Genomic DNA, 20030 nt, shown 5'->3' with positions numbered 1-20030 from the left:
TCATTTTGATTGGATCGGCAACTTTACAATGAAGGTGGTTCCTAATCCAAGTTTACTTTCAACAGTTATAAATCCATTCAAATTTTCGACTAAATACTTAACGATGGACAATCCTAATCCAGTCCCACCAAAATTACGGCTACGGGCCTTATCTACTCTATAAAAACGTTCGAAAATCCGATCCTGCTCATCTTCCGGTATCCCTATCCCGTTATCGGATACTTTGATGACAGCATACTCGTTTTCTTTTTTTATAGTGACCTCTACTTTACCGCCTTCTTGAGTATAGACGACTGCATTATTGATTAAATTAGCTAATATTTGTTTTAATCGACTACTGTCTCCAGTGATAAGCAGCTTATCTTCTTCAAGAATATTAAGTTCTATTTTTTTCTCTTCGGCTTTTTGCTTAACGAGTTGAAAGGTTGAACTAACGGCTTCTATGAGATTGATTTTTTCAACTTTCATCGGTACTTGTTTTTGTTCCAATTTTGATAATTCAAGAATATCATTCACTAATAAATCTAACCGACTGCTTTCAGCTAACATGATTTCTAAAAATTGTTTTAACACTTCTTTATCTTCCATTGCTCCATCTAATAATGTTTCTGAAAAACCTTTAAGAGCTGTGATTGGTGTCTTTAATTCATGTGAAGCATTCGTTACAAAGTCTGTTCGAACTTTTTCTAATCTTCTGATTTCTGTGATGTCATAAAGCAAGACAATTAAATTTTGTTCGCCCGGTTCTTTTCCTTCAATAGGAACAATATTTGCATCTACAATTTTATCTTTAGGGTAATAAAAGTAAATTTCATCATTTTGCTTTTCATTTTTTTGATAAGCTTTTTCGATCAGGTGGCTCAATCCATAACTTTTTGTTGCCTCAATATAAGAATTTCCAACCAGTTTGCTAATATCTTCGCCTAAAATAATATTCATAGCGGGATTTACCATTTTTATCATTCGGTGCTCATCAATCAGCATAACCCCGATAACCAGATGATTGATCAGCTCAGAAAGACGCTTATCATTTTGAACAAGCTCTTGTGTTTGTTCTTCTAAATTTGTAGCTAAATCATTGATTGTTTCTCCTAAATCTGCCACTTCTCCGTAGGCACTCCCCGTGTACCTAACTTGATATTGTTTAGCAGAAAGACTTTCTGCTACTTCCATAATATCATTGATTGGTTTGGCTATCCGTTTGGTTATGATAAGTGTAACGAATGTAGTTAAACTTAGTGCAAGTAAGCTAAAAATCAACAGAGAATTTTTTATCTGATCACTGATCTGATTGATCTCAGCAACTGGACGAGCTAAGCGTAAGACACCTAATAATTCACCTTGTTCACCAATTAAGGGAACAGCAACATAATACAGCGTTTCATTCGTACTTTCGCTTTTTCTAACCGACGTCCCTACTTCATCCCCATTTAATACCGCTTGAAATTCTTCACGGTCACTATGATTTTCTAATGCTTCTTTATCGGTTGCAGAATCGAAAACAACCATGCCGGAAGGATCGATAATGGTCATTCTTTCTTCAGATTGCATTTCTAAAGTTGATAAATCAGTCGTTACTGATTCGAGATTTGTTGTCTTTTCTACATTCATTTGGAGCATATTCGCGATTGTTTTTGCCTGACTGCTCAAAGCTTCTTGTTGACTATCGCCAGCGTAGTCTTGTAACAAATTAGTTGAGAAGAGGCTGATAGAGATACTAAAAATTGTAAATATAGCAATAAAAATGATTACTATCCTAAATTGCAGCTTCTTCATTTTTTAGGTGCCTCAAATTTGTAACCGAAGCCTCTCACTGTTTGAATATAAACAGGATTTTTTGTATCTACTTCTAATTTTTCTCTTAAGTGGCTAATATGCACATCTACAATACGAGTTTCACCAGCGTAATCAAAATTCCAAATAGCATCCAACAACTGCTCTCTACTCAAAATGCGGTTGACCCGCTTGATCATATACATCAGCAATTCAAATTCTTTTGGTGTAACTTCAATTTTTTTCCCTCTTACGATTACTTCATATTGGCTAGGATCGATTTGGATGTCCCCTACTTTGATCAGTTCATAATTTTCTGTGCTGCCATCTGAATTGATTAAACTATCTTCTACATTGCTTTTACTGTTCATTCTTCTCATAATAGCTTTCATTCTCGCAAGCACTTCACGCGGACTAAAGGGTTTTGTCATATAGTCATCTGCACCTAATTCAAGTCCAATAATTTTTTCAAGCTCATCGTCTTTAGCCGTTAGCATCATTATCGGTGCTTCAATTTTTTCTTGTCGCAGCTTTTTACAGATATCCATACCACCCATTGACGGCAACATTAGATCCAAAATAATAAAATCATACGGATAGGCTAATGCCATTTTATAGCCTTCCAAACCATCCAAAGCTGTATCTACTTGATAGCCTTCTTTTTCTAAATTAAAAGCTAATAATGTTAAAATTGATTGTTCATCATCGACAATTAATACTCTTTTCATTTTTCATCCCACCTATACAGAATTTTCAAGTTCATATTCCTTTGATCTAAACTACTTTTCTAAAATGACCACTCCAATTTCATGTGGCGAATCAGCATAAATAGCTGTTTCAGTCAATCGGAGTTCACCATCCAAATTTCTAACTTTCAAATGACAATATACGCTGTTTTTCGATAAGGCTTGATAAAAATCTGCTTCCGTTTCAATTTTGAGATTATTGCAGTCGGTAATGGTATCTCCAATCTTTAAATTCATTTTCTCTGCTGGCGTACCAGGACGAATGCCAATAATTTTTATACCATTTTCAGCTGGCCCGAAAAGAAAATTCCAGTTTTTTTCACGTTTACGATGGCGGTATAACACAATTGATCCACCAATAATTAAAAAGATAAAACCAACAATCGGAGCATAAGGTACCCAGATTGAACTAATTGCAATGATTAAAGCAATTCCTGTTAAAATCATTAAGTCGTTGGCTAATTTTGCTATCGCCTCTTTCGGAACCTGAGCCTGGACTGTGAATTGAAAGCCTACTAGAATTGGCAACCAAAAGAATGCATACTGTTCATTTCCAATTGAAAAGACTGGCCACCAGCTAAATAAAGCCTGAAAGCTTTCACCAGGAACAATCAGCAAAAGTGGTAACACCCAAAATGGTTTTATAGGATATTTCGCAATTTTTTTACCCCGTTTTGTTTTCAAAAAGCGTACTGATAAATGACGATCAGCGTTTCTCTTGATCGTGAAAATTGAGATCACTAATATAAAAATAAGAATAATAAAAATGTTCATAAACAATGGTGTTCCATTAAATTCACTTTGACTTAAAGGACGATACCACGTATTTGGTATAAAAGAAAAATCGCTTCTATCTAGAACAAACGATACTCCTAAAAGAATCAAAGAACTTATCGAAAACGTAAACAAAGGATGAATGAAGCGATAGCCAAAAACTAAGCTCACAATTGCTACAATTTGATAGATTATGATCCAATCCAATGTAACCGGAATTCCTACTACGGTTAAGAGAATGGATCCAATTGCCCCAAAAAAAAGTCCTAATAGTAAATAATTTCTAATTTCGTACAATGTATTATAAATTGCTACACGGTGATTACTTCTTTCATGGTTGATCCTGCGATAACTTGTCCAAATTGTAAAAATCAATCCCACAACAAATATGGGTTGAATAAAAAACAGTACTAGTGCAATAAAAAAATTCGTTACCAATTGCATCTACTCCTTTTCTACTTATTTTTCTATTTTATCAAACTAAATCAATATGATCACGAATTTATCCGTTTCTAAATATAGTTTACCTGATTTTTACACTTAAAACAGTTTATACGTAATATTTCTTCTTTTATCTAAAAAAAAGACTCTATTTCTCTATACTGGTAATCGATTTGAATTATTTAAATGAAATTTCTTTTGGAGTTACGCTATAGTCTGAAGCCTGCAATTGCGGTTCTAAATCAAATGGTGTGGATACTTTAAAAAAATTTCTTCTGAAATGGACGGGTTTGCTTGTGGAGAGCCCAAGGAACGTCTGAAGTGCCAACGTTGTGTAATTCTCATTGAATCCTCTACATGACTACAAGCAACCCTATTCCTCCATAAACTTGAGTAAGTAATGCCATTAGATTAAGTCTATCAACACTAAAAATTATAGATCCGTAATTGCCATGTTTACTGCACTTGTACTATCTACTGAAAAGCAAAAAAACACGTACTAACAAATTGTTAGTACGTGTTTTTAGAATTATTTTTTGGGGAAACGGTCAGAATAACTTATTCATTAGATAGACACTCTTAGTTTATACGACCAAAACCAACTAGGTATTGAGCCCAATATGCTTGACTGATCGTCGTAACAGAGACACCTGTTGAAGATTGAGAACCAATAAATTGATTGTTTCCAAGATAAATACCAACATGATCAATACTTCCTGTTTGATTAAAGAATACTAAATCTCCAGGTTGTGCTTCAGATTGTGAAACCTTAGTTGAAGCTGCGTATTGAGCACCAGCTGTTCTTGGAAGACTGATTCCAGCTGCAGCAAATGCATAGCTGGTAAAACCTGAACAGTCAAAACCGTTAGTATTCGTTCCTCCATAAAGATAAGGTGTACCAATAACACCATAGGCTGCTGTTTTTATTGTTGCCCATGAGCCATTTGAAGCAGTTGCTGTTTTTGTTGTTACGGCAATTTCTTTTGATTCAACTGGTTTAGCTACTGTTTTTGAAGTAGTAGTTGCTTTTTCATCAGAATTTGTTGCTTCAACTGCTGTTGCAATGACTTCTACAGGAGTTGAAGTAGCTGTTGTTTTAACAACTGCTAGTTCTTCTGCTTTTTTCTCAGCAGCTGCTTGAATAGCTAAAAATTGTTCTCTTTCAGCTTCTACAACTGATTTTTCAGCAGCGATCGATGCTACGACAGCCTCTTTTTCTAAACTTTGTTGCTCCAAATCTATTTTAGAAGTTTCTAATTTTGCAGCTAATAAAGTTTGTTCTATTGCTTTTTCTTCAGTTTCTTTTTGTTTTGCAGCTAAAGTTTTTTTGTCAGCTGCTTGAGCTTTTACTAAATCTTGGTTTGCAGAAACAATTTGAGAAACAACATCTACGCGTCCAATAACATCAGCCATTGATTCAGCATTCACAATAAAATCTACATAATTTTGGTTATCTCCATCTACTTGTACAGAACGTGCTTGTTCATTTAATTTCGCTTCACGTTTCTCAATAGCTGTATTCAAGTCAGAAACTTGTACTTCCAACTTTTTCAAACTAGATTGCGTGTTTTTCATTTCATTCATCAATGACTCAGCATTTTTTTCATTATCTGTAATAGTAGCTGTAATAGCTGCTAATTGAGATTCCGCTGAGACTTCTTTATTTTCAAGATCTGCCAATTTTTCTGTAGATGTTTGGATATCCTTATCTGTACTTGCAAATGCTGTTACAGGTGCAACAAAGGTTGTAAAACCTACTGCTGCAACTAATGCTATGTTAATGAACTTTTTATTCAATTTTGTTATCCCCCGTTTTCCCGATTGTTTTTAGTTTTTGCCTTTAGTTAAAGTTAATATACTTTTAAGAATTTTCTAATTGACATAAATGATCCGATTGCACCGATAATAATACCGATCCCCAACATTAATCCTCCAACTTGGTATAAAAATGGATTTGGTGTTAATAATCCAAAATACGTACCAGCTAAGAAATCTGTTCCTATATCAAAGGCAGCTACATAGGCGAAACTTAAAATAGCTACTGGTATGATTGCACCAACAAGTCCAATCAACGCTCCTTCAATTAAGAATGGCCATCTAATATACCAATTTGTCGCCCCGACTAATTTCATGATCTCAATCTCAGTACTACGTGAGAAAATAGTGATTCGAATCGTATTCGAAATTAAGAATACGGCGGTTAGAATTAAAGCTACAATAACGACTGCTCCAATATTACGAACGGTATTCATTGTTTTAAATAAGTTGTCTGCTGTTGCTCCACCATAATTGACTTGAGTGACATATTCTAATTCTTCAATTTGTTTTGCAACAAGCGACGTATTTTCTGGAACATCCGTATTTACAATAAAAACATCATATAAAGGATTATCGTCTCCATCAAATAAATTAAATTCATCACCGTAGCTGCCAACTACTTGTTCTAGTTCATCTTCACGACTTGAAAATTCAACAGAGTCTACATTATCAAGTGATTCTAATTCTGACTGAAGCTCTTTTTGCTGTTCTTCGTTTGTAGCTAAATCAATGTAAACTCTGACACTTACATCGTTTTCAATATCTGTAGCCAGCTTGTTGACATTCATCAGCATAGCAATAAAGGTTCCTACTAATAGGAGCGTTACTGTCACAGCACTTACAGCTGCAATAGACATCCAGCCATTTCTTTTTAAGCTTTTAAAACTATCAATTATATGTCTCTTTACTGTTCTAAGCTTCATAACCGTAATCTCCTTCCAATTGATCTCGGACAATGCGTCCATTCTCAACCGCAAGAACACGGTGTTTAACAACGTTAACGATTTGACTATTATGAGTAGCCATAATTACGGTTGTACCTTGATTGCTGATTTCTTCTAGGATTTTCATGATTTCCCATGAAGTATCTGGATCAAGATTTCCTGTAGGTTCATCTGCAATTAGAATATGTGGAGTATTTGCAATCGCTCTTGCTATTGCAATTCGTTGCTGCTCTCCACCTGATAATTCATTAGGAAACATACGCACTTTGTGTTTTAAACCAACTAGTTCGAGAACTTCTAACACTCTTTTTTGAATAGATTTAGGATTTTTTTCGACAACTTCCATCGCATATGCAATATTTTCATACACTGTCAACTTAGGTAATAATTTGAAATCTTGGAAAACTACTCCTACGTAACGTCTTAAATACGGAATGTTCTTTTCTTTTATTGTCATTAAATCAAAACCACCGACTTTGATTGTTCCTTTAGTTGCTTTTTCTTCACGATAAATCATCTTAATAAAAGTTGATTTACCAGCACCACTAGGTCCTACAACATATACGAATTCACCTGGTTCAATACGAACAGATAAGCCATTAATTGCTGTAATGCCATTAGGATATTTCTTATAGACATTTAGCATCTCAATCATTTTTTATCACCTAACTTTTATTAGTTTTTACATCACAATTCAGGTGTTCAATCTATATTTTAAAGTATTCCACCTCAACGCTTAATCATTATATCACTATAAAAATTTATGTCAGTTGTATTTTCTTTACAAATTTATTTCAATTCTTATCATCCCTGTAACCTTACTGTTTTATTTTATTTTTTTCAAATATTTTACTTGTATTTTAAAAAAAACTGGTCAGAAAATTTTCAAAATAGGTTTATATCCCCATTTATCTCTATAAAACGACCTTTTTTTGGGATTGGATAGATTTCTTTTGTTACAAATAAAAAAAAGCAAAATCCAGACAATTAAATCAAATATGTCGGAATTTTGACTTTTTTCTTTTTAATTCTTTATTCTTCTATAGCAGAAACTTTACTTCTCAAATAAGCCTGTATAAATGGATCTATTCCACCGTCCATGACCTGAGCGATATTCCCTGTTTCGAAATTTGTACGATGATCTTTTACCATTGAATAGGGATGGAAAACATAGGATCTGATTTGAGAACCCCAGCCGATTTCTAATTGCTCGCCTCTGATAGCAGCCATTTCTTTTTCTTGTTCTTCTACTTCAAGTTGATATAATTTTGCCTTCAACATACTCATAGCTTGATCTCTATTTTTTAATTGCGAACGTTGCGCTTGACTTGCAACGACTACACCTGTTGGTAAATGTGTGATTCGAACAGCTGAATCGGTTGTATTGATATGCTGTCCACCTGCTCCAGTTGCTCGGTAGGTATCTACTTTTAAATCATCTGAATTAATTTTAATGTCTACACTATCATCTAGTTCCGGTATAACATCAATAGAAACAAACGATGTATGTCTTCGTCCTGCAGAATCGAAAGGCGAGATCCGTACTAAGCGATGCACCCCTTTTTCAGCTTTCAGATACCCATATGCATTTAGACCTTTAATCAGCAAGGTTACACTCTTAATACCCGCTTCATCTCCAGATTGATAATTTAACGTTTCAATTTTGAAACCTCTTTTTTCAGCCCATCGAGTATACATTCGAAGCAACATGCTACCCCAATCTTGTGATTCAGTTCCGCCTGCCCCTGGATGAAGCTCAATAATAGCATTATTTTTATCATATGGATCACTCAGTAATAAATCTAATTCATATTGCTCTAATTTATTTAAGAAAGGACTGATTTTACTATCCAATTCTTTTGTTAATTCTTCATCATTTTCTTCTTTTACCATTTCTAACAACACTTCTAAATCTTCTTTTTCGGTTACAAGGTTTGTGTATTGATTGTATTTTTCTTTTAATTCATTCGCTTCGTTAATGATTGTTTGAGCTTTTTGAGCATCATCCCAAAAAGTTGGTTCTGTCATTCTGTCATTGTATTCAGCAATGTTTCTTTCCAAAGTCTCTAAGTCAAAGAGACCTCCCAAAGCTATTTATTTTTTTATCCGCTGTCTCTAAATAATTTCTAATTTCGCTTAATTCCATTATTGTCCACTCCAATTTAGAAAGAACACGACTCAACTAACAAATCGTGTCCTTTCCTATGTTTATTCTAGTTTAACTGACTATTAAAAAATCATTTCTGTTTATTTTTCATCTATTTTTCCATGGCAATTCTTATATTTTTTACCGCTCCCACATGGGCAAGGGTCATTACGACCTATTTTAGAGTCATCTATTTTAACCGGTTTTTTTTGAGCTTCTTGAACTACTTGGCCATCACCAGTCGAGCGTGCAGTGGTTCCTTTTGCAACCTGTTCTCTCTTCAAGTTTTGACGGATCTGTGATTTCATTAATAAACGTGTAACCTCATAATCAATAGAAGCAATCATTTCTTCAAATAATTTAAATCCTTCTGCTTGATACTCTACCAACGGATTACTTTGTCCATATGCACGAAGCCCTATCCCTTGGCGCAATTGTTCCATTGTATCAATATGTTCTGTCCATTTGCTGTCCACTACACGTAAAATAACTACTTTCTCAAATTCTAAGACTTGTTCTTTACCATTTAACTGTTTTTCTTTTTCAGTATAAATAGCTTGTGCTGCATCTAATAGTACGTTCTCGATTTCTTCAACCGTTTTATTTTCTAAATCACTCATTGCAATATCGTCAGGATGAACTAACGAAGCTTGTGCAAAATCAAGAATCGTTTGTAATTTCCATTCTTCTGGTATTCCTTGAGTATTGATTCGAACAATACGTTCAATCGTACGTTTGATCATCGGGATGGTAACATGTTTTAATGACTCTTCAGCCATGATAACTTCAAGCCTTTGATTATACATGATCTCACGCTGTTCACGCATAACGTCATCATATTGTAAAACATTTTTACGCGTATCATAGTTATTTCCTTCGACACGTTTTTGAGCAGATTCTACTTGACGCGAAATCATTTTACTTTGGATCACGGCATCTTCTTCGCTAACTTTCAAACGTTCAAGAACAGCTTGGATACGTTCTGAACCAAATCGCTTCATCAATTCATCTTCTAAAGAAAGATAAAATTGAGTAACTCCTGGGTCTCCTTGACGACCAGAACGTCCTCGCAACTGATTATCGATACGACGTGATTCGTGGCGTTCTGTACCAATAACACATAATCCGCCTACTTCACGAACACCTGCACCTAACTTGATATCTGTTCCACGTCCAGCCATATTTGTTGCAATAGTAACGCTGCCTTTTTGGCCAGCATTTGTAATGATTTCAGCTTCTTTAAAATGATTTTTAGCATTCAGAACTTGATGAGGTATTTTATTTTCTCTTAATAACCCTGATATCAATTCAGATGTTTCAACAGCTACCGTTCCAACTAAAATTGGTTGCCCATTAGCATGACGTTCTTGAATTTCTTCAACAACAGCATTGTGTTTGCTTTCCAATGTCGGATAAAGCAAATCTGGTTTATCGTCACGGATCAGCGGTTTATTCGTTGGTATTGCGACAACATGAATATTGTAAATTTCACGGAATTCTTCTTCCTCTGTTTTCGCTGTACCAGTCATACCTGCTAATTTTTTGTACATACGGAAATAGTTCTGGAATGTTATATTCGCCATTGTTTTTGATTCGTTTTGTATTTCTACATTTTCTTTTGCTTCAATAGCTTGATGCAAGCCGTCTGAATAACGGCGACCTTCCATAATACGACCAGTAAATTGATCCACGATCATTACTTTGCCGTCTTGAATAACATAATCTACATCATGATGCATAATGAAATTGGCTCTCAAAGCTTGGTCAATATGATGTGTCAAAGCTTGATTTTCTACATCATATAAATTATCGATTCTAAACGTTTTTTCAGCTTTTTCAATACCATTTTCCGTTAAAGCGATCGTTTTAGAAGAAACATCAATTGTGAAATCTTCTTCTTCCTTCAAACCTTTCACAAAAAAATCTGTTCGATTATAAAAAGCGGTCGATTTTGCTGCTTGACCTGAAATAATTAAAGGTGTCCTAGCTTCATCAATTAAAATAGAATCGACTTCATCGACAATAGCATAATTTAATGGTCTTTGTACCATTTGTTCTTTGTAAACGACCATGTTATCTCTAAGGTAATCAAATCCTAATTCGTTATTCGTACTGTACATAACATCTGCTAAATAAGCTTCACGTTTTTCTTCTGAAGATTTTGAATTCAAGTTTAAGCCTACTGATAAGCCTAACCATTCATACAACTCTCCCATTTCAGTAGCATCACGGCTAGATAAATATTCATTTACGGTTACGACATGTACGCCTTCTCCTGTTAATGCATTTAAATATACCGGCATTGTGGCTGTCAAGGTTTTCCCTTCACCTGTTTTCATTTCAGGAATATTTCCGCGGTGAAGAGTAACCCCACCCATTAATTGCACATGATATGGATACAACCCTAACACGCGTTTAGCGGCTTCTCGTACAACTGAAAAAGCTTCTGGTAGTAATGCATCTAACGTTTCTCCATCTTGATATCGCTTCTTGAATTCAGGTGTTTTTGCTTTTAATCCATCATCGGATAAGTTAGCCATTTCATTCGCAAGCTCTTCAACTTGCATAGCAATTTTACTTAGATTTTTCAATTCTTTTTTATCATTTTCAATTAAGTTGCGTAAAAAATTCGCCATCAGTCTTTCTCCCCTATTATCTTTATCTATATTTCTGTTTATTTGAGTTTAGTTTGGTTTAATTTCTCTTTTTAGACATGTTGACTTCAGCTTGACATTTGCGCTATTTCTTTTTTCTGACAAAGGTCTCTATTCTTGTTAATTCTATCATTACTGATTCATAATTGAAACCTTTTTATCTACATTAGGTACAGCTTCTAAGATGCTTTTTGACAAAAAACAGAAAATGAAAAAACTTCAAAGCAAGAAAGAAGTTTCTCTTGCTTTGAAGTTTTTCAATTTTTCAGTACGTTTCGTTATTCTGTTTCGATTAAACCGTATTTCCCATCTTTACGACGATAGACAATACTTGTACCATTTGTATCTGCATCTTCAAAAATAAAGAAGTTATGACCTAACATATCCATTTGTAGAACTGCTTCTTCACTATCCATAGGTTTTAATGAAAGACGTTTTGTTCTAACAATGTTCACTTCATCTTCCATTGATTCTTGCTCTTCACCTGGTAAAGTGGGAGGAACAACAGCATTGGACCCGCGAGTTCTACGATTAATTTTAGTTTTATATTTACGCATTTGTCGTTCAAGTTTATCTGTTACCAGATCCACACTTCCGTACAAGTCAGGTGAGGTTTCTTCCGCACGTAATACTAAATAAGGTAATGGAATTGTTACCTCCACTTTAGCAGTTTTATCGGAATACGTTTTCAAATTAACGTGGGCTGTTGCTTCAGGTACATCATTAAAGTATTTCTCAACTTTCCCCACTTTTTTTTCAACATAACTACGAATAGCTGCAGTTACCTCGATATTTTCGCCACGGACATTATATTTAAACATAAACACTCTCCCCTTTCATCTGATTGTATATCAGAATCAGCATCATCAATTGGACCACTCAAATGATGATCTGCTTACGTTAATTATATATTAACCCTCAAAGATTGCAAATAAAATCGATTACATTTAGACAATTTTTAGCGAGAAATTGAGAACGTTTCGATACTTTGTGCTCCATTTTTTAATAAACAGTCTGCAGCATGAAAAAAAGTCCGTCCTGTTGTATAAATGTCATCCACTAAAATAACAGATTTCCCTTTTATACTATCTTGGAAAACGTCATTTAATTTAAACGGTTGAGGAGAAAGCATACGCATTTTCCGATTTTTACTTGACTGTTTTTCCCCAGTTCCACAGTGGATCAAAGCAGGAGTATACTTTACTCCTGCAAATTCCAGCAAGCCTTCCACTTGATTGAAGCCTCGCAACATTTTACTTTTATCACTTATTGGAATAGGAATAACTAGTTCTTTTTGCTTACAGAAGAAAGCTTGGATCTCCTTTTTATACAATTCACCAAGCCGGTAATCTCCAGCATATTTATAGGCTTCTATCCATTCTTTTATAAATTCATTGTATTGATAAAGAGCTGTATGCTTGAATGGATAATTAGGATATGCTGCTTTCCATTTTTGACAATCTGGACAAAGCCCTTCTTCGATCCAATAGCGACTGCAACCTAAACAGACCGTTCCTTTTAGTAATGAGACTAATTTTCCAGAACATGAATCACATCTAACAGTAGGATCAATTTTAGTAAAAGCAACTAATTCTCTTAACTTGATAACTTCTTTTTGCGTTCTTCCGCACCATAAACAATTCACTTTTTTATCAACAGTCCCCTTTCACGAGCCAAACGATTCATTTTTTTAATTTGGCTGATAGCATTTTTCAAAGCTTTCGTTTGACCGTAATGGAGAAAGAGCACTTCTCCATTTGGAAAATCACGGTGTCTGCCTGCACGACCTGCAATTTGAATCAGTGCAGCTTCTGTGAACGTCCGATCTTCTGCACCCAGAACGATGACATCGATATCTCGAAAGGTTACGCCTCTTTCCAAAATTGTTGTTGTCAGAATAAACTGGTAGACTCCATCTCGCATCTGTTGTACTTTTTCTTTGCGTTTTTTATCTTCTGAAGAGACGCTTGTAAATGAGCACTGTGGGAAAATTTCCTCAAGATGACTGGTCAACTCAACCATCAATTCAATATCCGGCATAAATAAAAGAAATCGGCGTTGTGCTTGCAGCAGCCGCTTGATTTCCTTATAAACGAAAGCTTTTTTCTGCCGCTTAATAATCGCTTTGCGCCAATTTCCCGTCCATATCGCTTTTGGTTCTGGCAAAGCGAATCCATGATAGCGTGCTGGTAAAATAGAAGCCGCTAGTTTTTTTTGCGTGATATCCTGTCTCATCGTTTTATTTGGAGTGGCCGATAAATAAATAAGTGTTCCTATCGGCTTTTTAGCTTTTTGTGCTGCAAATTGAAGGCCTCTATCCGTATCAAATGGAAAAGCATCGATTTCATCAATGATCAAAACGTCAAATGCCTCTCTAAACCGCATCAATTGGTGCGTGGTTGCTATGACCAATTGTGTGTATCGATAAGGTGCTTCCATATCTCCATAGAGTGTAATCTGTGCTACATTTTGAAATGCACTCTTTAGACGAGGGGCTAATTCTAGACACACATCTGTACGTGGTGAAGCAATGCATACTCTTTTCCCTTGCCTTATTGCCAATTCGATCCCGCTAAAAAGCATTTCTGTTTTCCCAGCACCAGCTACCGCCCAGATCAATCTTGTTTCTGCTGCTTTTATTGTTGTTTCAATTTCTTTAGAAGCGAATGCTTGCTGCTCTGATAATCGGCCTTGCCAAGTTAATATAGGTTCTTTTATCGGGAAAAACCGATTTTTTTCTGGAAGGTAGTAAAGCAGACTGCATTTTTTGATTTTGCCCATTTCAAGGCAATGGATACAATAAAAACAATTTTCACCGCAACTACAGGGATTTGATTGTCGATCTTGCAACCGATCAGATCCACAACGACGACACTTCACCTGTTTTCCTACTGTAATAAAACCTGTTGAAATGATTCCTTCCCACCCCTCAGATAAGTCTTCATTCAGCTCATTCTGCAATAATTCTCTTCCCATCAAAAAATTACTCATCATCGCTCACCTCTCTTTATTAATATACGCAAAAAAAAGAAGTTGAGAAAAAATCTCAACTCCTTTCGTATATAAAAATAATATAATAGCTTTAAGCCTTTGTCTGATCTTCTACCCATGTTATTCCTAAAGCACCTTCACCTAGATGTGTACCAATGACGGGGCCAAAACAACTGATTTCATAACGTATAGCTGGATATTGTTGTTTCAATTTCCCTATCCATTCTAAAGCTTCTGCTTCAGCATTAGCATGAATAATTGTCGCAACGATCGGATATCCTTTTGCAACGTCTTCTCCTAATAACTGTTCAATCCTCTTGAGAGCTCTTTTCTTGGTTCTTATCTTTTCAAAGACAGTAATTTTTTTGTTTTCAAAATACAGAATAGGTTTCACTTTTAATAAAGAACCAATAATTGCTGATCCATTTGAAAGTCGCCCTCCGCGAACCAAATGATGCAAATCACTTACTACAAAATACGATTGCAACGTTATTTGCATTTTTTCAAATTTTTGAAGTATGTCTCCAACGGCAGCTCCTTCTTTTGCCATTCTTGCTGCTTCTAGAACAAAGTAGCCTTGTGCTGAGCAACTGATCCCTGAATCATAAGGATAAATTTTAAAATTTTCATACATAGTATCTAAGCTTGCTATTGAATTGTAGGTGCCGCTAAGTTCACTTGACAGATGAACGCTTATAACAGCATCATATTTTTTTGAAAGTTCATTGAATAAAGCAATCGCTTGGCCAATAGCTGGTTGAGAACTTGTTGGCAAAGAATCCATTTTTTTGACTCTCTCAAAAAAATCAGTATTAGTTATACTTGTTTCTTCTATAGCATCAGTGCCCATAATAACCGATAATGGCAATCGGTAAATAGAATACAGTTCACATTGTTCATCCGTTAGATAAGCGGTACTATCTGTTACCACGGCAATTCTCAAATCATCACCTCACTATCGTATTTTTTGTATTCACAGTCTAGCGTTCAAACTAAAAGTATAGCATATTTCTTTTGCTGTTCAACCATCTTATTTACTCTACCCATATTCGCTTTTTTTCTATGATTGGTCTTGTTGAATATTCATACTAAAGGTACACTATCTAGATAGAGCAATTCATTCCGATTAATGAGAGGACTATTTATGTTAAATCACTACTATACAATTGAAAAAGATGGCCAATTTGAATTAGAAATTAAAAAATCTCGTTTTATTTGCCATTTAAAACGTGTAACGAGTGAAATAGAAGCTCAAAACTTTATTCAATCTATTAAAAAAGAGCACCACAAAGCCAATCATAATTGTGTAGCTTACTTGATTGGCGAACATGATGAGATCCAACGTGCTTACGATGATGGAGAACCTTCTGGTACGGCTGGTGTTCCTATGTTGGAGGTTTTGAAAAAAAGACAATTAAAAAATGTTGTTGTGGTGGTCACACGTTATTTTGGAGGTATAAAACTTGGAGCAGGTGGATTGATACGTGCTTACGGAAAAGCTGTCAGCCAAGGATTGAATAATAGCGGAATTGTTGAGAGAAGATTGCACACTCAGATCGTCGTTGTCACTGCATACCCGGTCTCAGGAAAATTAGAAAATGCTCTTCGTGAAGCAGGCTACATGATCAAGGATATTCTTTATTCAGATGTTGTCGCATTCGTATGTCTAGTTGATCAAGAGCAACTGAACCAATTTCAAACAGAAATTATTGAGTGGCTTAATGGACAAGTAAGTTTTAAAATAGGGAAAGACGTTTATTGTGACAAAAAAATCACAAGCTGAATATTAAGAAATCGTTACTTTTTTCAAATAAACTTTCTACTTGTTTTTATTCATGATAAAATAAACAGGTTGTTTGAAACCACAGTTTTCTCGTATGAGCCTCTACTTGATTACCTAAAAAGCAAAATGATTTTTGAAGGAGAATGAGCGTGAAGAAACATTCTAATACTAGTAGAAGTGCATCATATACCACCAAAAGAAAAAAACGGAAAAATATTATTATCCTAAGTATATTGATTCCAATTTTGGTCATCGTTTTAGGATTAGCTGTTTATGCAGCTATACTTTACGCAACTGCTCAAAAAACGATTGACGATTCTTATCATGAACTAGGACGCAACAAAGAGATTGAAGTAGATCCAATTAAAGAAACAACCTCTATCTTGATCATGGGCATTGATGATACCGAAGATAGAAACCTTGGCAGTTCAAGAACAGATTCACTTATCTACCTTACTATCGACCCTAATAGCCATGAAGTCAATATGGTCAGTATTCCTAGAGACACGTATACTCCAATCATGTACCAAGAGGAATACTTAGGAGAAGATAAAATCAATGCCGCTTATAGTGCAGGAGAAGAGCAAGCAACGATCGAGACTGTTGAAGAATTACTCAATGTTCCTATTCATTACTATGTAACATTTAATTTTGATGCCTTTTTGAAAATCATAGATGCTTTAGGCGGGATAGAAATGGATGTTCCAATAACTTTTTCAGAACAAAACTCTGACGGCAAGATGGATCAAATCACTTTAGAAAAAGGCTATCAGACTCTAAATGGTGAAGAAGCTTTGGCCTTAGCTCGTACAAGAAAAATTGACAATGATGTTATGCGTGGCGAAAGACAACAACTGCTGATCCAAGCCATCGTGGAAAAAGCCCTTAGCGTCGGTTCAATCACTAAATACACGAACGTCATTGAAGCCGTTGGGTCAAACATGCGTACTGATTTAACGTTTAATGAAATGCTGGGAATTGCTCAAACTGGACTAGAGGGTCCTTATAAATTCAACTCTTATACTTTTGAGTGGACAGATTTCACACTATACGGAGCAAGTATGGTTGAACTTTATCCCGATAGCGTCGATTTTGTCAGCCACCGTTTCAGAGTAGCACTAGGATTAGATTCTTTAGATGAACGAGATGCTGAAGACTATGAATTTGAAACAAACGGCATAACAAATTACGCTTACTAGAATAATTTAACTCATCATTTCTTACACAACTTGATCAAATACAAAATGGGCACAAAGACTCTTCGTCTTTGTGCCCATTTTGTATTTAGCGTTTTCTATTCAACCTATTAGCAAATCGTTTTAATCTTGATAATAAGGGTCTTCTTTCTTCACTCACTAAACCGATCAATTCCATGAACAACTCTAATCCAAGCAGCAAGCCAATGGTCAGCATAATAGAACCTATAACGTTAGACAATGGATACATCAATGCAATTAATGAAAACATAGCCGCAATGCTATAAATAGCAAGTACTGTCTGTCTATGAGTCAAACCTAATGCCATTAGGCGGTGGTGCAAATGCATTTTATCCGCACTAGAGATTGGTTTGCGATTTAGACGTCGTCGTAATATTGCTGCAATCGTATCAGTGATCGGTATGCCTAGTATGACGACCGGTACGATGACTGTGATCAATGTAGCATTTTTCAACCCTTGAAGCGACATGACCGAAATCATAAATCCAAGAAATAAAGCCCCTGTGTCTCCTAAAAAAATGCGAGCTGGAAAAAAATTATACGGTAAAAAACCGGTGGCTGCAGCAACTAATGTAAAAATCATTATAGGAACGGCAACATCATCAATCGTTAAAAAGAAAAAGCCAATAATACCCATAGTTGTTAAAGCAATTATTGAAACTCCCGTTGCTAATCCATCTAATCCATCAATCAAATTAACCGCATTTGTAATAGCTAATATCCATAATAATGTTATCGGCAAGCTAAAAATACCTAACTCTATCTCTCCAATTAAAGGCAATGTAACTAGATCCATACGAATATCAGCGACATAATAAATGATAAGGGCTCCTATAGTGATACCCAACAATTTCATTTTTGGCGTTATTTCGATTAAATCGTCGATCATCCCAGTAACAATAATAACGGTCGAAGCAATAAATAGAGGCAAAACTTGTTTAAAAGGTACAGCTTGCATAAAAAATAATGAAAAATAAAAAGACAAGTAGATTGCCAGTCCACCTAATGTTGGCATAGGCTTTACATTCACTCGTCTTTCACCAGGTTTATCTATAGCATTTACTTTTAATGCTACTTTTTTTATTAGTGGTGTTAGTATAAAACTGATGATGACTGTTAATAAACAGAATACTAAAACTTCGAACATATTATACATAAAAGAGAAACCTACTTTCAAAGCCATTCTTTCTTTCATTATACAAATATAATTACGAAAATACAATTGCAATTTAGTTTTGCCTTTTATGCGTACTGTAGAAATAATAAAAAAAAAGATTTACACTAACTATTGGTTAGTGTAAATCTTTTTCTAAATAGAATTCAAATCGTTCACCTACGTATTGAGTACGAACATACTCAAAAGGCAAATTTTCTTTTGAATAGCTGATTTGTTTTAACTGGAGAATAGACTCACCACGTTTTATCGATAAATATTCAGCAATTTTCTCGGAAGCGCACATAGCAGAAATGGTTTGTTCAGCTCGCTTAACGGTAATTCCTTGTTCAGCTTCCAATACTTTGTAGAGTGATTTGGTAATTTCTTGTTTTCCTAATGATTCAACAAGATGATACGGAATCGTTGCCACTTCAAAACAAATTGGGACCTCATCAGCGTATCGAATCCTTTCCATCCTTAAAACCATTTCTTCTGGTTCAAGCTTTAAATTTTCCGCTTCACTTACACTCGCAGGCTTGACATGATAGGAAATCGTTTTACTTGTGGGTTTTCTTCCTTGTGAAGTCATAATATCTGTAAAACTTTGGATGCCCGCCATTTTTTCTCGTACTTTTTTATTGGATACATAAGTGCCAGAACCCACTTTCCGCTCTAATATTCCTTCATCTACAAGAGTTTGTACAGCTTGTCTCAGTGTCATTCGGCTGACATTAAATTGGATAGCTAAATCTCTTTCGGAAGGAATACGCTCTCCTATCTTCCATACTTCTTGTTCTATCATTTTTCGTATTTGATTATGAATTTGAATATAAATTGGTGTCGCCTTAACCATGATTTTGCTCCTATCGTTGAATTAATTTCGCCGCTGCTTCGTCTACAATCATAGTCACATTCTCATGATTTTGCAAGATACTTGCGGGAACTTCTTGGGTTATCGGTCCTTCAAGGGCCTTTTTTATTGCTTCTGCTTTTGTTTCGCCGTAAGCCATCAAGATAATTTTTTTAGATTTCATAATTGATTTTATACCCATTGAATAAGCTAAGCGCGGAACATCTTCAGCATGATCAAAAAAGCGTTTATTCGCTTCAATGGTGGATGACAATAGCTCTACTTTATGAGTTGTTAAATCAAAAGAAGTTCCAGGCTCATTAAATCCAATATGTGCGTTGCTTCCAATACCTAAAACTTGAATATCAATTGGATGTGTTTTAATAATTTGATCATAGCGTTCACATTCTTGTTTTGCATCTTTAGCCATTCCATCGGGCACAAAAGTTTCTTTGAACGGCTTTTTAGAAAACAGCTGTTCTTCCATAAAATGATGGTAGCTTTGTGGATCTGTAGGAGCAAGTCCAACATATTCATCTAAATTAAGTGCCGTCATATCTGAAAAATCTACGTCACTTTTGATCATTTCATGATACAACGAAATAGGTGTACTACCTGTAGCTAATCCTAATACTTTTGCTCCTTGGTCCATACCTTCCTTAATCAATTCGAATGCTTTTTTTCCGCCTTCTACGTTATCCTTCACAATAATTATTTCCATTTGAATTTCCACCTTT

General features: G+C 35.2%; 16 protein-coding genes and 2 pseudogenes. 2 read left to right on the top strand and 16 right to left on the bottom strand.

Annotated elements, in window-relative coordinates:
* The 13 genes and pseudogenes from pnpS to BR50_RS07095 all read right to left on the bottom strand — a co-directional run bounded on the left by pnpS (position 1) and on the right by BR50_RS07095 (position 15230).
* Positions 1-1776, bottom strand: a complete 1776-nt coding sequence (pnpS, locus tag BR50_RS07150; protein WP_034547460.1) for a two-component system histidine kinase PnpS — start codon at positions 1774-1776, stop codon at positions 1-3.
* Positions 1773-2501 (bottom strand): response regulator transcription factor, encoded by a 729-nt coding sequence (locus BR50_RS07145; RefSeq protein WP_034547459.1) that lies wholly within the window; start codon positions 2499-2501, stop codon positions 1773-1775. The genes pnpS and BR50_RS07145 overlap by 4 nt, the downstream gene beginning before the upstream one ends.
* A gap of 51 nt (positions 2502-2552) precedes the next feature.
* Positions 2553-3737 carry a PDZ domain-containing protein gene (locus BR50_RS07140; RefSeq protein ID WP_034547458.1) on the bottom strand — a complete coding sequence of 395 codons (1185 nt, stop codon included), beginning with the start codon at positions 3735-3737 and terminating at the stop codon, positions 2553-2555.
* A 576-nt stretch (positions 3738-4313) separates the two neighbouring features.
* Complete coding sequence (locus BR50_RS07135; RefSeq protein ID WP_034547457.1) at positions 4314-5531, bottom strand: C40 family peptidase; 1218 nt, start codon at positions 5529-5531, stop codon at positions 4314-4316.
* A gap of 53 nt (positions 5532-5584) precedes the next feature.
* Entirely contained in the window at positions 5585-6475 is an 891-nt protein-coding gene (gene ftsX, locus BR50_RS07130) for a permease-like cell division protein FtsX (RefSeq protein WP_034547455.1), read from the bottom strand.
* Complete coding sequence (ftsE, locus tag BR50_RS07125) at positions 6465-7151, bottom strand: cell division ATP-binding protein FtsE (RefSeq protein WP_034547453.1); 687 nt, start codon at positions 7149-7151, stop codon at positions 6465-6467. Before ftsE ends, ftsX begins: the two co-directional genes overlap by 11 nt.
* 377 nt (positions 7152-7528) lie before the next feature.
* Positions 7529-8642, bottom strand: a protein-coding gene (prfB, locus tag BR50_RS07120) for a peptide chain release factor 2 (protein ID WP_178377443.1) whose coding sequence is annotated in 2 segments (ribosomal slippage) — positions 7529-8569 and positions 8571-8642 — 1113 coding nt in all. Because the reading frame shifts where the segments join, the coding sequence is not laid out codon by codon here.
* Between the two features lie 101 nt (positions 8643-8743).
* A pseudogene (locus BR50_RS13130) lies at positions 8744-8827 on the bottom strand (SEC-C metal-binding domain-containing protein); the annotation flags it as partial.
* 144 nt (positions 8828-8971) lie between these two features.
* Positions 8972-11209, bottom strand: a pseudogene (secA, locus tag BR50_RS07115) (preprotein translocase subunit SecA); the annotation flags it as partial.
* 365 nt (positions 11210-11574) lie between these two features.
* Positions 11575-12117 (bottom strand): ribosome hibernation-promoting factor, HPF/YfiA family, encoded by a 543-nt coding sequence (hpf, locus tag BR50_RS07110; protein WP_034547449.1) that lies wholly within the window; start codon positions 12115-12117, stop codon positions 11575-11577.
* A 137-nt stretch (positions 12118-12254) separates the two neighbouring features.
* Positions 12255-12941: a ComF family protein gene (locus tag BR50_RS07105; protein ID WP_034547447.1), complete on the bottom strand. Its 687-nt coding sequence runs from the start codon at positions 12939-12941 to the stop codon at positions 12255-12257.
* Positions 12938-14290: an ATP-dependent helicase ComFA gene (locus BR50_RS07100; protein ID WP_245792758.1), complete on the bottom strand. Its 1353-nt coding sequence runs from the start codon at positions 14288-14290 to the stop codon at positions 12938-12940. Before BR50_RS07100 ends, BR50_RS07105 begins: the two co-directional genes overlap by 4 nt.
* An 88-nt stretch (positions 14291-14378) precedes the next feature.
* The gene (locus BR50_RS07095; RefSeq protein WP_034547443.1) at positions 14379-15230 is read right to left on the bottom strand and encodes a DegV family protein; all 852 of its coding nucleotides are present in this window, start codon (positions 15228-15230) and stop codon (positions 14379-14381) included.
* A gap of 201 nt (positions 15231-15431) precedes the next feature.
* Here BR50_RS07095 and BR50_RS07090 point away from each other — a divergent pair, with 201 nt between their 5' ends.
* The gene (locus tag BR50_RS07090; RefSeq protein ID WP_034547441.1) at positions 15432-16070 is read left to right on the top strand and encodes a YigZ family protein; all 639 of its coding nucleotides are present in this window, start codon (positions 15432-15434) and stop codon (positions 16068-16070) included.
* A gap of 149 nt (positions 16071-16219) precedes the next feature.
* Positions 16220-17269 (top strand): LCP family protein, encoded by a 1050-nt coding sequence (locus BR50_RS07085; RefSeq protein ID WP_034547439.1) that lies wholly within the window; start codon positions 16220-16222, stop codon positions 17267-17269.
* Positions 17270-17354: 85 nt separating this feature from the next.
* Here the strand turns inward: BR50_RS07085 and BR50_RS07080 are convergent, their stop codons facing one another.
* The 3 genes from BR50_RS07080 to nagB form a co-directional block, all read right to left on the bottom strand.
* On the bottom strand, positions 17355-18434 hold the full coding sequence (locus BR50_RS07080; protein WP_034549060.1) for a glycosyltransferase family 4 protein: 1080 nt from the start codon (positions 18432-18434) through the stop codon (positions 17355-17357).
* Positions 18435-18579: 145 nt separating this feature from the next.
* The gene (locus BR50_RS07075; RefSeq protein ID WP_034547437.1) at positions 18580-19296 is read right to left on the bottom strand and encodes a GntR family transcriptional regulator; all 717 of its coding nucleotides are present in this window, start codon (positions 19294-19296) and stop codon (positions 18580-18582) included.
* A gap of 10 nt (positions 19297-19306) precedes the next feature.
* A complete protein-coding gene (nagB, locus tag BR50_RS07070) occupies positions 19307-20014 on the bottom strand; it encodes a glucosamine-6-phosphate deaminase (RefSeq protein ID WP_034547435.1) in 708 nt (235 codons plus the stop codon).
* Positions 20015-20030 lie beyond the last annotated feature (16 nt).

The organism is Carnobacterium alterfunditum DSM 5972 (assembly GCF_000744115.1).
Taxonomy (GTDB): Bacteria; Bacillota; Bacilli; order Lactobacillales; family Carnobacteriaceae; genus Carnobacterium_B; species Carnobacterium_B alterfunditum.
Note: the sequence above shows the minus strand (reverse complement) of the source record. Positions and strands in the feature narration are given on the sequence as shown.

Excerpts from the sequence above, each read along its gene's own strand:
- BR50_RS07090 (WP_034547441.1), top strand. The coding sequence starts at position 15,432 with ATGTTAAATCACTACTATACAATTGAAAAAGATGGCCAATTTGAATTA.
- ftsX (WP_034547455.1), bottom strand. The coding sequence starts at position 6,475 with ATGAAGCTTAGAACAGTAAAGAGACATATAATTGATAGTTTTAAAAGC.
- BR50_RS07100 (WP_245792758.1), bottom strand. The coding sequence starts at position 14,290 with ATGATGAGTAATTTTTTGATGGGAAGAGAATTATTGCAGAATGAGCTG.
- ftsE (WP_034547453.1), bottom strand. The coding sequence starts at position 7,151 with ATGATTGAGATGCTAAATGTCTATAAGAAATATCCTAATGGCATTACA.
- BR50_RS07080 (WP_034549060.1), bottom strand. The coding sequence starts at position 18,434 with ATGTTCGAAGTTTTAGTATTCTGTTTATTAACAGTCATCATCAGTTTT.
- BR50_RS07145 (WP_034547459.1), bottom strand. The coding sequence starts at position 2,501 with ATGAAAAGAGTATTAATTGTCGATGATGAACAATCAATTTTAACATTA.
- BR50_RS07140 (WP_034547458.1), bottom strand. The coding sequence starts at position 3,737 with ATGCAATTGGTAACGAATTTTTTTATTGCACTAGTACTGTTTTTTATT.
- pnpS (WP_034547460.1), bottom strand. The coding sequence starts at position 1,776 with ATGAAGAAGCTGCAATTTAGGATAGTAATCATTTTTATTGCTATATTT.
- hpf (WP_034547449.1), bottom strand. The coding sequence starts at position 12,117 with ATGTTTAAATATAATGTCCGTGGCGAAAATATCGAGGTAACTGCAGCT.
- BR50_RS07075 (WP_034547437.1), bottom strand. The coding sequence starts at position 19,296 with ATGGTTAAGGCGACACCAATTTATATTCAAATTCATAATCAAATACGA.
- nagB (WP_034547435.1), bottom strand. The coding sequence starts at position 20,014 with ATGGAAATAATTATTGTGAAGGATAACGTAGAAGGCGGAAAAAAAGCA.